The organism is Desulfosarcina sp., assembly GCF_055467485.1.
The window spans coordinates 1-13,875 of sequence record NZ_JBUOIV010000089.1 but is presented as its reverse complement, the minus strand read 5'-3'; the positions used below and the strand labels follow the sequence as shown (position 1 = coordinate 13,875).

Genomic DNA, 13,875 nt, shown 5'->3' with positions numbered 1-13,875 from the left:
CCCAAGGAGTTACAACAGATATCCTATCTAGCCAGCATCAATATTGTGGGAATACTCGCTCTGGTTCCCTTTTTTCTCCATGACATTGCCTTGGGAAAGACATTTCCTATAACATTTTCCAGTGTGATGACCATCGGCTATGTTGCCCTCTTTGCCTCGGTGCTTGCATTCCTCTTCTGGAATGGGGCCATAAAAAAACTGGGAGCCAATAAGGCTGGGCCTTTTATTCATCTCATGCCGGTGTTCAGCACAATTCTGGCGGTTCTTTTTCTGGATGAAAAATTGATGCACTACCATTTGACCGGAATAATCTTTGTGTTTGTAGGCATATTTATTACCAGTTTTAAGTTCTCCATGGTATTTAAAAAAATGTCAAAAAATTACCAGCATCTATAATGGAAAAAGCAATTGAATAGGCAGACTTGAAAAAAAACTGTCAACACCAGGTTCCACTAAACATTTGGTACAAATTCCCCACGAATAATTAAGATAAAATGGATAGCAACCAAGAGAAATGTCAATGACAAGCTAATACCAATCGCCCATATTTAACAAATTACTGATTTCAATTGAGCAATGCATTCAGAATTATTATCGACAATCAGTAATTTAGAGGAGAGATGGTAGCCTCGTTAAACTATAGATTCGTCTATCACACGAAAAACAGCACTGCGCGAATTCCATGTTTCTTGCCAAAAAATGGAATTCTGGTTGATCTTCGATCACCACAAGATATTGTGTTGTGTCAATTTAGAATGAAATAACAAATAGATAGCAGCAACCTGTAGTCCAAAAGATTATTTGGTACGATGTGGCTATTGTTGAATCAATCATTTTTCATGAATTGATCTCCCTACAAAAAGACCGGCGAGGATTGTATCTGGCAATCCAGGCCTATCAGAATGTTACACAGTATTGGAATAATGGTCGTAGTGAAAGGCTTGAGGTCTCACCAAAGACTGGAGGAAATTTTCTGGTTACCGGCTGAATGCCAGTGTCAACGCTTTGGTCGCTTTGGAGTGGTCGCTTCCAGAGTCATCAAAAACCGCCATGGCAAAACTGTATCTTTTATGGGGATCAAAGGCGATGTCATCATCATGTCCGGTGTTCATCTTGCGGTGAAGCATCAAAGTCCAACCATTATCTGAGTACCGGCTGACTGCCCCTACGTCAGCGCGTGAACCCGACGGTTTGACAGGCAGGCGATAGGGAATACGATCTCCAGGTTTGAAATCGAGGCCGTCTTTGATTTGGATGGCCTCCTCAAAGAGTAGAAACCCCGGGACTCGAGGGGGTGATTCCGGATTGAAGTTATATAGCGGAGCGTTTCCATCTTGGGTCTGGTTTTTAACATCACCACCACGGCCGGAATCCTTTCGCCGACCCGTTTCGCGATAAGAACCACTGGGGTTTCCGGCCACGGTCAACCAAGCGTCGTCTGCATAATTGTATGGATCTGAGCGGGCGGATTTCCAGTGCCATAAGTCCCCTTTTTCCACCGGTGTTTTGGTGGCAAATTTCCACTCCTCGCGTGGTACGTCAGCAGGACTATGACAGGTAATCGCGCACCCTCGTGTAGCGAACTTATCGATGCGGGTAATTTCGAAGAGCAACGCCAGACGATCTTCGTTTCCTTCCAGATGACGCCACTTTCTACCGTCAAATTGCCAAGATTGTTTAGTGACGCTGCGAGTCGCATCGTGCCATTTAAACAGCAAATAGATTTCCTCTTTGGTGTACAGTACCCGGGTCCAGACCGACTCCTGCCGACCGGACAGATCTTCACGTCCCTGCACTGGTACTGGCACGGAACGGGCCTTTTCCCAGATTGAATCGTCAAGGGTCGCAGGTGCTCGGTCCGTATACTCCGCCACCACAGTCAGGGTTCGCATTTCAGCAGGGACGCTCCGATTGGCGTCCAGATATACAATCACGATAAAGAAAAGCACCATGGTAATGAATATCAGCTTTTTTTGCATGTCCGCCCTCGACATTGTCGGTGATGTCAAAACAGAAATAAAATCGGTTCGGCATTCTCCAGCCCGTCAATGGGCAGTTAAGAAATGTGCACGATACCCGATCACGGAAAGCCAGGTCAGTATGAGAATGATTACGCTGGCTATAATCATGACCTTGACACGCTTGGCTGGACGACGTTCAGGCGATCGGTCCATAAAGGGTAGCAGTACCAGCAGCGCAGCCAGGCCGCCTGGAATGATAACCGTGCCGACCACACTCAAGGAGCCGCTGAAAATACTGACTAGCTGATTCAGGAATAAGACCCACCATTCAGGCTTTGGAATATAACTCGTGTCAGTGGGATCGGCCGGATCCCCAAAGGGTGGTGGCCAATACCAAGATACCAGTCCCAGAGCCAGCGTGGTGAGCAAGAACAGTAACAATGCACGGTTTACAACGATAGGGAAAAAAGACTTTCTTGCCGGTAGGGTATCATTTGGTTTTAGCGGTTCTGCAAGCCCCAGATGCAGGATAAAGTGAAAATGAATTACCAACAAAATGAGTAGTAGCACCGGCATGAAGATGATGTGAAGCACGTAAAACCGGGTCAGCGCCACGATACCGGTCAACGCACCTCCCTGCAGCAACCTCGTCATGATGTCCCCCACAACCGGAACGGAAGCAATGATGCTCAGTCTCACTTGGGTGGACCAATACCCTTTCTGGTCCCATGGCAGCAGATCACCGGTTATGATGAACATCGGCAAGAAGAGAAAAAGGATAACCCCGGATATCCAGACTCCCTGCCGGGGCGCTTTGTAGGTACCCCTTACAAAGGTTCGGGCCAGATGAAGCCCCACCACGATCAACAACAGGTTCCAGGCGTAGTGGTGTATACCTTTGATAACTTCTCCGAAGGGAAGGTTAAAAACTGCGAAGTCGACACTATCGTAAGCCGCTCCCGGCGATGGTGTATAGTAAAAGGCCATGAAAGCCCCGGATAGAAATAGCAGGACGAGCAGTAATAATGCTACCGTACCGAGAAAATGCCGCCAGGTCAGCGCCCAAGGGGACACCTTTATTTCACAGAACCAACGGACCAAGCCCTCGAGGTATAATGCTTTCAGTAGCTCTTGTGTCAATCCAGGATGCAATTTATCCATTTGACAGCTTTCATGATTATTCATTCGAGACAGGCGACTGCCTTGGCAGCCGCCTTACAGCTGGTTGGATCCACAGGGTTTTGCGTTCTGTTGAGGTTCTCAGTTAGCGCTCAAATTGCAGCGTCAGCACCTCTGAATCGTAGGAGTCTTCGTCACCGGAATCATCAAAAAGTGCCATGGCGAAGTTATATTTTTTACGTGGATTGAACGCTACGTCATCATCATTTCCGGTATCCAACCGACGTGCCAGCATGACGGTCCATCCCCCATCGGCATAACGGCTATCAGCCTTGATATCGGCGCGGGAACCGGCATGGGTGTTGGGCATCCGATAGGTCAAGGTATCCCCGGTCTTGAATGCCGCGTAATCGGTGATTTCAACGCTATGCGCCGTCAGAAGCACGCCGTTTTTCCCAGGCATTTTTCCCGGGGCCGTCATAAAACGGGGTTTGGACTTGTCCTCTGTCATATTTTTGGTGTCGCCCCCCTTGCCGGCATCATTCTTACGGCCACCCTTTTCGGCGCTGATCTGAGTGAGGTAGGTGTCGTCTGCATAGCCGGCCGGATCGGATCGGGCAGCTTTCCAATGCCAGAGATCGCCTTTTTCAGCAGCTGATGTGGTGCCGAACTTGCCGTTTTTGGCATTGGTTTCACCTTCCGGAATGTGGCAAACCACGGCACAACCCTTGGTTGCAAAATTATTAATGCGATTGATTTCAAAAAGCAGCGAAATGCGGTCTTCATTGCCACTTTGATGATCCCATTTCTGCCCATCATACCGCCAGGCCCCCTTGGTGACACTCAGCGTCGGATCTTTCCACTTGAACAAAAAGAAAATGTGGTCATCCGTGTATACAGCCCTGGTGGTCACACTGGCCTTTTGGCCGGCAAACTTTTCTTTTCCCTCGAATGAAACGATCATGGCTTTAGCATCTGCCCAGATCGGATCATCCACCGCTGACGGAGCGGCTTTCACTTTGGCCGCTTTCAACATCTGTTTGGATTCACTATCGGCTTCTGGTGGGACAAACAGCATCACGCTGGTTATTACCAATAGGCAAGTGATTATTAAAATTCGAGAATTGAAATAGGTCTGCATGTTCATCCTCCTTAATTAACAGTGAATGATAGGTGGTGAGCGGGCTAAAAACTTAAAAATACCAACAGGTTTTCCGCATCGATCTTGTTTTCAAGAATCGTCAGGGGCCTATCCGGCGGACCGCTAATAGGGTTGCCCCCAGAATCGAACCGTCCGGAATGGCAGGGGCATTCAAAAGTACGGGACTCCTCCTGCCAGATCACGTTGCAGGCCAGATGCGTGCAGGTGGATGAAAAAACTTTGATGCGATTGTCGGTATCGGGTCTGGCCCAAACGAAACCCCGCTGAGGCAGGACCAGCCAGCCGTCCTTGACCATAAACTCGTAGGAAAGCATGGAGAAAGTATCCGGCTCGAGATCCTTAACCTCACCAAAGTCGACCCATTTCCCGGTTCCTTTTTTTAGTGAAGGGGCGACAACATAGGATGCCAGGGGGACTGCGGTCATCAAGGCGGCACCACAAGCCAGGCCCGTCGTGAGGATGAACTGTCTGCGGCTGCAACCAGGCCGCATGCCAGAATCTTTATCTTTCGCTGGGGAAGTCATGCCGTCTCCATTTATTTGGAAAGAGCCGACCAGGGGATAGAATCAGAGGGAAGCTGGCCCGCGTAAGTGCCTTTTCAACCCTATGTTTTTACTCTTACCGCAGAGCGAATGAAAAAAACGTGAAATCGATATCAAAAATAGGTGAAATCGAATGGGAGATATATTGCTATGGGTAGCTGCAGCCTGTTTGGATGGCAATCCACTATTATTGCGGAGTCTTCTGAGGCAATTTTTCACAACCGGCTGCATTTGTTGCGTCGGCGGGAACATAGGGAGGTGCCGTATCGAAAATCAGCGTCGCCGTCGTGCCACATCCCATTTCACTGTCCAGTTCAAAACGCCATCCGAACCGGCTGCACAGCCTTTCGACAATTGTCAGTCCGAGGCCGAATCCCGTACTGGTTTTCCCCCGGACATGAGGCGCGGTGAGTTTGTCAACATCGCAGTCATCGATCCCCTCTCCGGAATCTGCAATGACGATACGATCATCAAGAATTTCGATTTTGATCTGGCCATGGGTAGTATGTCGAAAGGCGTTTTGAATGAGATTGACAAAGGTTATCCGGAAGATCGGCGCCGGGGCTTGAAGTACCGGATCGGCTTTCTGATTGATGATGACCGAGACGGGCTTGTTGGACATGACCTGCTCAAGCTGCTCGATGGACTCCCGGATTACAGCGGCGGCTGCGCAGGTCTCTCTAAACTCATGGTTCTCTTCCCTGGCCAACCACAACAGGTTTTCAATGATATGCTCCATATTTGTGACCGCCCGTTCGATGCGAAGCAGGGGTTTTCTGATCCGGTCGTCACCTGCATTTGTTCGGCGTTTCAGCAACTCAGCCGCGCCTTTGATAACGGTCACCGGTGAGCGAAGTTCATGGCTTGTGTCACGCGTGAACTCCTGCTCACGCTGCACAAATGCTTTGATGCGCCGCGAGGCCTCTTCCAAAGCCTGCGCCAGGACCCCGACTTCGTCTTTGCAGAATTTTTCGGCCAGGTCGGCGGGCAGGCTGCCCGGACCCCACCGAGCGACTTGGTCGGACAGGTAAGCCACCGGGGCAATGACTCGTTGCGAGGTCAAGAATCCTATCCATACCCCTATTGCGACAACCAGAATGCAACTGGCCGCGAGAACCGCTCCTACTTCCAGTCTACGCGATTCAATAAACTCCAGGCCGCTGACATCATAAATTAAATACAGGGGGGCAATACGATTGGGAAAAGACTTTACGGCAATGTGGTATTCCACCTTCTCGTAATACCTCTCATGGATGCCTTCACCAATACCATCGACCAACTCAAGAGCAAAGGCAGGCATGGCAACGGTTCCCTGAAAGACCAAAATGTTGGGCGAATTAGGGATCAGCGTATCTACATTCTCGTTATATCGCTTCCCAAGGCGATCCATCTCATGGACCAAACTTGTATTCACCAGGTTGTCGTCAATGTAATCCAGGGAGGCATACACCACACATCCGAATACAATTGACAACACAACTCCGAATATGCCGTAGGCCAATATGATGCGTTGCCGTATGCTATGTCGGAATATCATCGGGCGCCACCAAACGGTAACCCATACCATGAACGGTTTCTAACAGGGGAATGTCAAATGGTTTGTCGACGGCTTTTCGAAGCGCGTAAATATGGCTGCGCAGTGCATCACTACCCGGGGGCATATCTCCCCATAGCGCAAATTCGAGGTCCTGCCTTGAAACGACGTTCGGGGACGCCTGCATTAGAAGGACCAAAATTTTAAAACAGGCCTTGTTCAATATGATCTGCTTGCCGGACCGGGTTACCACCATCTGGCCCATATTTAAAGCCAGGTCCGCTACTTGCAACTGTTTGCCTGGTATGCCTAACCTTCTTCGGGTCAACGCTTCCAGGCGGACTGCCAGTTCTTCCAGAGCAAAGGGTTTGATTAGGTAGTCATCCGCTCCAGCGTTGAAACCAGCAAGTTTGTCTTTAAGCGTATCGCGGGCGGTCAACATAAGGACAGGTGTCGATTTGCTGCTTTCTTTACGTAGCTTGCTACAAAAATTCAATCCGTCCATTCCTGGTAACATCACATCCAGGATGATTACGTCAAACTCCCGTGTTAAAGCTAAATGCATCCCGCTGATGCCGTCCTGCGCATAATCGACTATATGCCCCGATTCCTCAAGATAGTCAGCGATATTCTGTGCGATGTCCAAATCGTCTTCAACAATCAGGACCCGATATGAATGTTTATTTTCCATCTGTGGGTAAGAGCGAATATTCTAAAGGTTAAACTGTGTTGAAATTTTCAATCATGCTTGGGTGCCAGAAATTCTGAGATACTGATGAAATTCGACACTGCGAGTCTATATCAGCGATAATGAGGACCCAATTGGAGATACGATATCAGATTAACCCACAATGTTTAACGAGTGCAACAGGCAACCGAGACTATCACCGGTCGGCAGGCACGAAAAACGGCATTGCGGTAATTACATGTATCTTGCCATCGAATTTAAGTATCAGGGATCACGCCTAATTTGCATCTTTCAAATGGATATCATACGCTTACCTTGGGTACTATCCGTATCGTGAACCTTTTAACCCAAGTAAGACTGCCATGAATCTTTCAAAAGCAGCCAAAATCTGGATCGATTACCACAAGACCCATTCGAAAAAAAATACGGTACGAGCCTAACCCCCCCCCGTGGGACGGGTTTTGGCCTTTATTACGCGCATGAGCATTTTAGAACTGGCCAGATTTCGAACTTGGCCTTTTGTGAAACGCCCATCCTTCCCGAAGATTTTTACACTGCCGACGAGATATTATTTCGGCAACACCCTACAAAGTACTTCCCGTTAACCGTCTCGACACCGTTAGATTCAACGCGCCCGGACCCGTGTCCATCCGTCTGGTGGAACGGATGCGCAAGTGCTGGTTTTCAAGGATGATCGCCTTAAAAAGTGGTTCCAACCGCTTTGGTGAGGCGCAGATGGAATCTTCTGCCCTTCATGATCGCTTCCCTATCGACTAAACTCCGAAGTCCAGCGGAGTGATGCTTATACCAACCTTGGACCCCAATTCACTGTTTATATTTAATATTATTTTAAACAAAAGTATTTAGACGTAAGAAACTCAATTCGACCGATTAATCCTTGATCATTAATTAGTTTAAAGGTATGAAAGACCATACCTTTAATAAAGTTTGGTCAATGGGCCGCTCCAATTCCAGCAATCCATTAATACGCAGTCCGGTTCCCCTGTTCCTCCAGTTGGCCAGCGTGATGCGGCGGCGAATTGAAGTCGGCGTATGGCCGCCGGGCGACAGGATCCCAAGCCTTGAAGAATTAGCTCACGAATTTTCGGTGGCGCGCACGACCGTCCGTCAGGCGGTGGCCAAGCTTGAAGACGAGGGACTGATCTGGCGCAAGCAGGGCAAGGGAACCTTCGTCAACGAAAAAACGGTTGATCGTCACTGGCTCAATCTGAAGATCAGATGGGAAGCCATAATCAATCTGATCGAAGGAACCACCATCACCTTGCTGGATTCAAAAGATGACGCGCCCCTGCCGGCCCTGCCCACCGAAGAGGGGCGTCCTGCACCCGCTTACCACTACATGAAACGATTGCACCAAAAGGACGACAAACCCTACTGTATTATCGATATTTATCTGGATACCGCCATTTACCGCCAAAACTCGGGCGCCTTCGACAATCGTACCGTATTGTCCGTACTGGACGCCATGCCCCACTTGGAAATCGAGCGGGCCCACCAGATCTTGACCATCGGTACCGCTGATATTGAAAATGCGAACGCCCTGGGCATCTCTCTGGAATCACCGGTGGCGAACGTCCGGCGGATCATTCGCGGCAAGGAGAGAAAAATCCTATATCTGGCCGATATCGCTTATCGGGCGGATTTTGTAAAGTTGGATATCGATCTGAGGTAAGACGGTCGGTCGTCCATTTGATATCATTAGCATCATTATGGGTAGCAGATGCCCGGTTTTTGGTGGGGGTCCATGACGCCTGACGAACCAACGTTTGCCATTTCGCTGTCCCGAGCGGAAGCTTATGTGTTCAGGGCACCGATTGCCCAGCCGTTGAGTACATCCTTCGGCAAGATGTTCGATCGACCGTCCGTGCTGATCCGATTGGAAGACCAGGACGGCGATGTCGGCTGGGGCGAGGTGTGGTGCAATTTCCCAAGCTGTGGCGCCGAGCACCGCGCGCGCCTGCTTATCGAGGTGCTGATGCCTCTACTGTCCCCACGTGCCTCGATAGACCCAAATCAAGTTTTACCTTTCCTGTCGGAAAAAACCCATATTCTAACTATCCAGTGCGGTGAAACCGGACCCCTATCACAGACCATCGCCGGCATAGATATCGCCATATGGGATTTGGTTGCGCGCAAAAGAGGCAAACCCCTCTACCAGCTATTTCGCGACCAGACCGTCGCGACGGTGCCGGTATATGCCAGCGGGATTAATCCGGACGAGCCTGAAAAAACCGTTGCCCAATGCCGCGAAATGGGTCACCGCGCCTTCAAACTAAAAGTCGGTTTCGGTCAAGATTCGGATCGGCACAATGTCATGAAGGTCGCCGACGGACTGCGCGACGATGAGATGCTGATGATCGATGCCAACCAGGCCTGGACCTTGACGCAAGCCATTCATTTTGCTTCCTTGATCGCCGATCGGCCGGTACAGTGGATTGAAGAGCCCTTACCCGCCGATCGCCCTATGGCGGAATGGGAGTCGCTTTCATCCGCCGCTGGGGCACCGTTGGCTGCCGGGGAGAATATTTACGGGCTGGAGTCCTTTACGGCCATGATTGCGGCAGGACCCATAGGTGTCTTTCAACCGGATGTGTGCAAATGGGGCGGCATTAGCGGGTGTCTGCAAGTCGCCCGCTGCGCGCTTAAAGCCGGCAAACGATACTGTCCGCACTATCTGGGAGGCGGCATCGGACTGATGGCATCGGCGCACCTTTTAGCGGCTGCGGGAGGCGACGGATTACTCGAGGTAGACGTCAATCCGAATCCGTTGCGCTCGCTTTTAGCCATGCCGCATCCAGACATAATTGATGGCCGACTCGTCATGCCCGAAGAACCGGGCTTGGGGGTGTCGCCGGATTTAACGGCGGCACGGCCATATCTTGTTGCAACCCACCGATTCAGATAGCCGTTGCGTTGGCAAGCGGCCGGCTGCAGAATCCGGGAGCGGATAAACAAATGGTCGATGGTCTATCTCCTTGTTGAACATGTCGACCAAACATGAGGAAAGGAGCAAAGAATGAGACGGTTTTTAATTTTAGCGTTGGTCTCGACCTGTGTGTTGGCGGTCGGTATACCCGCCATGGGAGAGAGTTATCCCAGTCGTCCTATCACCTATTCCATCGCTTTTCCACCCGGAGGGCAATCGGACCTTGAAGCACGGCGGCAGCAGCCGTATCTTGAAGCGATGCTTGGACAGAAGATTATTATTCAATACAAGCCGGGTGGCGGCGGATCGGTCTGCTGGGCGGACTTGGTAACACAGAAACCGGACGGTTATTTCGTCGCCGGCATGAATTTGCCGCATATTATCCTTCAACCGGCCACCCGCGGGGATGCCGGTTATACTACCGAGCAACTGGTGCCCATCGCCATTTTTCAGGCCACGGCAATTGGTTTGGCGGTGATGAGGGATGCACCCTACCAAACCGTGGAAGAATTGGTGGACTACGCCAAAAAGAACCCCGGAGCCATCACCGTGGGCGGATCCGGCACCTGGTCCGGACCGCACCTGGCATTCCTTCAATTCTGCAAATTGGCCGGTATTCAGATGACATGGATACCATACAAAGGTGCTGCTCCCAGCGTAGCCGGTTTTCTAGGCCGTCATGTGATGGCGACCATGGGCAACTCCAACGATCTGGTGCAGCATGCAGATAAAATCACCGTTTTAGCCATGGGCACCAAAAAGCGTTTCAAGCATTTTCCCGATACACCGACCTTTACCGAGGTGGGATATCCCATGACCGCCACGGTGGATCGCGGCATGGCCGGCCCGCCCGGTTTTCCTGAAGACGCTCGTAAGGTTTTGGAGAAGGCGTGTCTGGATATTGCTAACAAACCGGAAGTCGTCGAAGCGCTTGAGCGTGATGGATTCCTGCCGGTGGCGATGGGAGCGGCCGAATCCGAAGAATACATCAAGCAGAAAACCGTCGAATTGACACCGCTGATCAAAGAGTTCAAGAAAAATTAACCGGAGGTCAACGTATCGGGGTCGACCTTCGATCTGATGTCATTACCGGCCGGGATGGGAGAAAGGGGCCATCTTCCTCCCGGCCTGTTACAGGAGACAGGCAATGCTAGACGCCGCGCTATCCGGTCTGTTGCATGTGTTGTTGCCGATCAATTTGATTTTTCTCGTCATTGGGGTCTTTATGGGCATCGTTTTTGGCGCCCTACCTGGATTGACGGCAACCATGGGGCTCGCGTTACTGGTACCCTTCACCTTTACAATGACGCCGGCGGCCGGGCTGATCATGCTGGGCGGGATTTACGTTGGTGCCATGTATGGCGATGCAATTCCCGCTGTGCTGATTAACACGCCGGGAACGCCCGCCGCCATCGCCACCACGTTCGACGGGTTTCCCCTGACCCAGAAGGGCATGAGCCAACACGGCCTGGTGGCCGCAGCGGTCGCGTCTTCCTATGGATCCCTGGTAGCCAACATTCTATTGGCAACGTCAGCCCCCCCCTTAGCGGCCGCTTCACTGGCTTTTGGACCACCCGAGTATTTCTGGCTGGGTATTTTCGGCCTTACGATCATTGCCACCCTGTCTTCTGGATTTATCGCCAAGGGATTTCTCGGCGGCGCCATCGGCATGCTGCTGAGCACGGTAGGCATTGCTCCCTTGGGAGGAGATGTACGGCTGACGTTCGGTTTTTCCTCCCTTCAGGCGGGCGTTGAACTGATAGTGGCCCTCATCGGATTTTTTTGTTTGCCGGAAATTTTACAAGGTGTCATCGGGCAACGACGCAAAGCGTTCACTTCCGAAAAAGTAACCCCCAAACTCAGCGTGATCGTCGAGGTCATTAAATCATTGCTCAAAAAGCCGGGTCTGATGCTGCGATCGTCTGCCATCGGGGCCATTATCGGATTTGCCCCTGGAGCGGGGGGTAACATCGCCAGCATGGTTTCCTACAACGAAGCAATCCGGTGGGACAAGCACCCCGAGAAATTCGGCAAGGGTACCATTAAAGGCGTGGCCGCTTCTGAAGCGGCCAATAGCGCCATGGCGCCAGGCTCCCTGATCCCTTTGCTGACCCTGGGCATCCCCGGCTCTCCGCCAGCGGCGGTGATATTGGGCGCTTTAATGTTGCACGGGATGCGCCCTGGGCACGAACTTTTCACCGTGCATGCCCAGGTGATTTATGCCTTTATCATGAGTATGCTGGTCGGCGCCTTCCTGGTGACGATCATCGGCTCCTTTGGGTCGTTCTTTTTTGCCCGCATCATTAACATCCCATCGCGCTATTTGGCACCGGCGATTCTTTTCATGACCGTCTTAGGTTCCTACGCCATTCGCAACAATATGCTGGATGTCTGGATCATGTTTTTCTTCGGCCTAATCGGCTATGTCAGCAACCGGCTCAAATTCCATCCGGCACCGATTGTTTTGGGATTGATCCTCGGTCCTTTTGTCGAGGAAGGATTGGTGCAGTCGATGCTGGCTGGTAGAGCCGCCGGCAGTGTCATGAAATACATGTTGCTACAACCGATTTCCATGGTGCTCATCGCCATGAGCGTGTTGTCAGCGATGTGGCCGATTATCGCCACCTGGCGATCTAGGCGGAAAAAGAGGGATGGAAGCGGGGTGTCGCATGCTTAATTCCGATCTGATTATCGGCGTTATTGGGCTGATCATTGCCGGGATTGCCTACTCGGTGACGCGCGATTTGAGTTTTTTAGGGGGTGTTTTCGTTAACTACACGCTGATCATCATTGTCAGCTTAGCGACCCTCATGATCATCAAAGGATTGGTTAAACCTGAACGATTGCGATTTTTTGAATCCACCATCGAGCGCAACAACGTCGTCATCGGGATCGGCATCCTCGCGGTCTATCTTTTTTTCATGCCCAGAATTGGATTTCTGCCGGCAAGCTATCTTTTTTTCTTGGCATTGAGCTTGTACTTGTCGGAAGACATTCTGAGCAAACGCAACATCGTGGTAACAGCCCTAATCAGCGGAGGCGTTGTGGCGCTGTTCTATTTTCTGTTTAGGCACGTCCTGGAAGTGCCGCTGCCACAGGGTTCTTGGTTCAATTGACGTCTTGTTGAAAAGAAACGATGGTTGGGATGAACGTTTTTTGCCTCCGGTAGGACCGATGAAGAGCGATGCAAAAAAAATCTCTCGGTGGCCGGTTGGAACAGAAAACGGCCCTCCGACCAATCCGATCACCGGTTGTGGCATGGCTGAGGGTCGATTCCACGATTCTTTTTCCAACAGGGTGTGTGACCCGATGCCAACCACCATCCCATTTAAGTAAAGGAAGGAGAGGTTCCCAATATGCCTCAAATCGTTGTTACGGAATTCATGGATGCCGAAGCCATTGAGGCCACCGCTGTCGATTACGATGTTTTGTATGATCCCGAGCTTGTCGATGACCGCCCACAGCTGCTTCGTCTGCTGCGCGACGCACGCGCCTTGGTGGTGCGCAACCGCACCCAGGTGGACCGATTGCTGTTGGAGGCCGCACCCCGGCTAGTGGTCGTCGGTCGGCTGGGGGTGGGGCTGGATAACATCGACCTTGCAGCCTGCCGCGAGCGGGACGTTCGTGTCTGCCCGGCCACGGGTGCCAACGATGCCGCTGTGGCGGAGTGGGTCATAACCAGCGCGATGGTGTTGATGCGCGGCGCCTATTTCCAACGGACGGCCATCCTGGCGGGCCAGTGGCCGCGTAGCGGCTGCATGGGGCATGAAATCGGCGGCAAGGTTCTCGGGCTGGTCGGCTTTGGCGCGATTGCCCGTGAAACCAGCTATCGGGCCAGGCCTCTTGGCATGTCCATCGCCGCCCACGATCCTTACGTACCCGCCGACAATCCAGCATGGCACGATGTGGCACGCCAGGACAC

13 protein-coding genes are annotated in these 13,875 nt (G+C 51.4%); 7 read left to right on the top strand and 6 right to left on the bottom strand.

What is annotated here, in order from left to right:
* The coding region (locus ACZCED_RS23575; RefSeq protein WP_464861921.1) for a DMT family transporter at positions 1-396 on the top strand (396 nt) is incomplete at its 5' end.
* A gap of 581 nt (positions 397-977) precedes the next feature.
* Here the strand turns inward: ACZCED_RS23575 and ACZCED_RS23570 are convergent.
* The 6 genes from ACZCED_RS23570 to ACZCED_RS23545 all read right to left on the bottom strand — a co-directional run bounded on the left by ACZCED_RS23570 (position 978) and on the right by ACZCED_RS23545 (position 7,009).
* Positions 978-1,979: an ethylbenzene dehydrogenase-related protein gene (locus tag ACZCED_RS23570; protein ID WP_462972020.1), complete on the bottom strand. Its 1,002-nt coding sequence runs from the start codon at positions 1,977-1,979 to the stop codon at positions 978-980.
* Between the two features lie 66 nt (positions 1,980-2,045).
* The gene (locus tag ACZCED_RS23565; RefSeq protein ID WP_464861920.1) at positions 2,046-3,146 is read right to left on the bottom strand and encodes a cytochrome b N-terminal domain-containing protein; all 1,101 of its coding nucleotides are present in this window, start codon (positions 3,144-3,146) and stop codon (positions 2,046-2,048) included.
* Between the two features lie 79 nt (positions 3,147-3,225).
* Positions 3,226-4,221 (bottom strand): ethylbenzene dehydrogenase-related protein, encoded by a 996-nt coding sequence (locus ACZCED_RS23560; RefSeq protein ID WP_462972022.1) that lies wholly within the window; start codon positions 4,219-4,221, stop codon positions 3,226-3,228.
* Between the two features lie 44 nt (positions 4,222-4,265).
* Positions 4,266-4,667 carry a QcrA and Rieske domain-containing protein gene (locus ACZCED_RS23555; protein WP_462972023.1) on the bottom strand — a complete coding sequence of 134 codons (402 nt, stop codon included), beginning with the start codon at positions 4,665-4,667 and terminating at the stop codon, positions 4,266-4,268.
* A gap of 304 nt (positions 4,668-4,971) precedes the next feature.
* The gene (locus tag ACZCED_RS23550; protein ID WP_462972024.1) at positions 4,972-6,258 is read right to left on the bottom strand and encodes a sensor histidine kinase; all 1,287 of its coding nucleotides are present in this window, start codon (positions 6,256-6,258) and stop codon (positions 4,972-4,974) included.
* 46 nt (positions 6,259-6,304) lie between these two features.
* The gene (locus ACZCED_RS23545) at positions 6,305-7,009 is read right to left on the bottom strand and encodes a response regulator transcription factor (protein WP_462972025.1); all 705 of its coding nucleotides are present in this window, start codon (positions 7,007-7,009) and stop codon (positions 6,305-6,307) included.
* A 919-nt stretch (positions 7,010-7,928) separates the two neighbouring features.
* Here ACZCED_RS23545 and ACZCED_RS23540 point away from each other — a divergent pair.
* From ACZCED_RS23540 to ACZCED_RS23515, 6 genes are all read left to right on the top strand, one after another.
* Positions 7,929-8,699, top strand: a complete 771-nt coding sequence (locus tag ACZCED_RS23540) for a GntR family transcriptional regulator (protein ID WP_464861919.1) — start codon at positions 7,929-7,931, stop codon at positions 8,697-8,699.
* Between the two features lie 72 nt (positions 8,700-8,771).
* Complete coding sequence (locus tag ACZCED_RS23535; RefSeq protein WP_464861918.1) at positions 8,772-9,932, top strand: mandelate racemase/muconate lactonizing enzyme family protein; 1,161 nt, start codon at positions 8,772-8,774, stop codon at positions 9,930-9,932.
* Between the two features lie 111 nt (positions 9,933-10,043).
* Positions 10,044-10,997 (top strand): tripartite tricarboxylate transporter substrate binding protein, encoded by a 954-nt coding sequence (locus ACZCED_RS23530; RefSeq protein WP_464861917.1) that lies wholly within the window; start codon positions 10,044-10,046, stop codon positions 10,995-10,997.
* Positions 10,998-11,100: 103 nt separating this feature from the next.
* Entirely contained in the window at positions 11,101-12,630 is a 1,530-nt protein-coding gene (locus ACZCED_RS23525; protein ID WP_464861916.1) for a tripartite tricarboxylate transporter permease, read from the top strand.
* Entirely contained in the window at positions 12,605-13,069 is a 465-nt protein-coding gene (locus ACZCED_RS23520; protein WP_464861915.1) for a tripartite tricarboxylate transporter TctB family protein, read from the top strand. The genes ACZCED_RS23525 and ACZCED_RS23520 overlap by 26 nt, the downstream gene beginning before the upstream one ends.
* A 240-nt stretch (positions 13,070-13,309) precedes the next feature.
* Positions 13,310-13,875, top strand: a 566-nt coding sequence (locus ACZCED_RS23515; RefSeq protein ID WP_464861914.1) for an NAD(P)-dependent oxidoreductase, incomplete at its 3' end; no start/stop codon positions are given.

What these genes read in the sequence shown, in the direction of transcription:
- ACZCED_RS23555 (WP_462972023.1), bottom strand. Translation starts at nt 4,667, where the DNA reads ATGACCGCAGTCCCCCTGGCATCCTATGTTGTCGCCCCTTCACTAAAA.
- ACZCED_RS23545 (WP_462972025.1), bottom strand. Translation starts at nt 7,009, where the DNA reads ATGGAAAATAAACATTCATATCGGGTCCTGATTGTTGAAGACGATTTG.
- ACZCED_RS23530 (WP_464861917.1), top strand. Translation starts at nt 10,044, where the DNA reads ATGAGACGGTTTTTAATTTTAGCGTTGGTCTCGACCTGTGTGTTGGCG.
- ACZCED_RS23565 (WP_464861920.1), bottom strand. Translation starts at nt 3,146, where the DNA reads ATGAATAATCATGAAAGCTGTCAAATGGATAAATTGCATCCTGGATTG.
- ACZCED_RS23560 (WP_462972022.1), bottom strand. Translation starts at nt 4,221, where the DNA reads ATGCAGACCTATTTCAATTCTCGAATTTTAATAATCACTTGCCTATTG.
- ACZCED_RS23540 (WP_464861919.1), top strand. Translation starts at nt 7,929, where the DNA reads ATGAAAGACCATACCTTTAATAAAGTTTGGTCAATGGGCCGCTCCAAT.
- ACZCED_RS23535 (WP_464861918.1), top strand. Translation starts at nt 8,772, where the DNA reads ATGACGCCTGACGAACCAACGTTTGCCATTTCGCTGTCCCGAGCGGAA.
- ACZCED_RS23520 (WP_464861915.1), top strand. Translation starts at nt 12,605, where the DNA reads ATGGAAGCGGGGTGTCGCATGCTTAATTCCGATCTGATTATCGGCGTT.
- ACZCED_RS23525 (WP_464861916.1), top strand. Translation starts at nt 11,101, where the DNA reads ATGCTAGACGCCGCGCTATCCGGTCTGTTGCATGTGTTGTTGCCGATC.
- ACZCED_RS23570 (WP_462972020.1), bottom strand. Translation starts at nt 1,979, where the DNA reads ATGCAAAAAAAGCTGATATTCATTACCATGGTGCTTTTCTTTATCGTG.